General features: G+C 62.3%; 1 protein-coding gene. It reads right to left on the bottom strand.

From position 1 onward, the window contains the following. Nucleotides 1-466 precede the first annotated feature (466 nt). The coding region (locus I6F12_RS36940) for a flagellin (protein WP_276573410.1) at nt 467-1,394 on the bottom strand (928 nt) is incomplete at its 5' end.

The following is a 1,394-nucleotide window of genomic DNA, read 5'->3' as shown; positions in this document are numbered from 1 at the left end:
GTGCGGTGAAGAAGTTGGTGGGATTGTCCAGGGCCGAGTTGACGCTCTTGCCGGTCGACAGACGGTTCTGCGTGGTGGCGAGGAGGTCAGCGGTGGACTGGAGAGAGAGCAGGTTCTGACGAACCGACGCAGAGAGAACAATACCGGACATGACTCTTACCCTTCTGGCTTACGCGTCTTCGTTCGATCGCTTCCGGATCGAGTGACGGGGCCAGCGTGCCGTGACATGGCTAACAAAGGGTGAAGTGAAGCGCGCTCGTCTAAGCGCTGGTTCACCATAAACCGTTCGACAGCCCGAACGAGACCCTCAATCGGACTGAAATCATTGGCATTTCTGCGCGCTTACGCCCTATTAACCATAACCGCTGGTTACTTTTCTGAAGCGTCGTCAGCGCCCTCGCCTCAAGAGAAAACGGCGGGGCCGAAGCCCCGCCGTCATTGTCTTGGCTGACGACGTCGTCCGCGATTAGCGGAGCAGCTGCAGCACGCTCTGCTGCGACTGGTTGGCCAGCGACAGCGCGGAGACCGCGATCGACTGGCGGGTCGACAGCGCCTGGCTGTTGGCCGCCTCGACGTTGGTGTCGGCCAGGGTCAGGTTGGACGAGCCGGTCTGGAGCACGTTGATCAGGTTCTTGTTGAAGTCCTGACGAACCTGCACGATCGTCAGGTTCGAACCCAGGCTCGAGGCCTGCGAACGCAGCGTGCTTGAGGCGGCGTTGAGGTTGGTCAGCACCCGGTTGGTCGCGGCGTTGTCGATGAAGTCGACGCCGTTGGTCAGCGCCGCGAGGCCGAGACCCTTGGAGTTGTAGGTCACGCCCGTGATGTTGAGGCTCGACTTTGCAGTCTCGTCGAACACCAGCTTGAGCTGGTCGCCGTTCAAGAGGTTGACGCCGTTGAACGAGGAGTCCTGCGCAGTCGAGTCGATCTGCTGCAGAATGTTGTTGTACTGGTTGACCAGGTTCGCACGGGACGTCTGCGCAACGGTGTCCTGGACGGGGCTGGAAGCCGTCGAGAACGTCAGCGCGGTGGTCAGCGTGCCGCCGATCGAGCCACCCGCGGCGCTCGAACCGATGGTCGAGGACGCGTAGTCGTTGGTGGTCGAGATCGTCAGCAGGCCGTTGGCGTCGATCGTGGCCGACAGGTTGTTGGCCTGCAGCTTGGTGTTGAGCTGATCGAGCGTCTTGACCGTGCCGTTGGTGCCGTCGCCGAAGGTGACGTCAACCGCCGTGCCGCCGTTGAAGGAGGTGAAGGTCAAGGTCTTGCCGGCGATGCCGCCGATGCCGGAGGTACGAGCCGCGTTGAAGGCGGACGACGTGCCGGTGTTGCCGGCGAAGCCGAGTGCGTTCAGCGCATTGCCCGTGCCGGTGATCGACAGATCGGCGTTGACGCCGGTC

Origin of the sequence: Bradyrhizobium sp. IC4059, from assembly GCF_020193615.1 — a bacterium.
GTDB classification, from domain to species: domain Bacteria; phylum Pseudomonadota; class Alphaproteobacteria; order Rhizobiales; family Xanthobacteraceae; genus Bradyrhizobium; species Bradyrhizobium yuanmingense.
The sequence above is the reverse complement of the archived record's forward strand: the minus strand, read 5'-3'. Positions and strand labels throughout refer to the sequence as shown.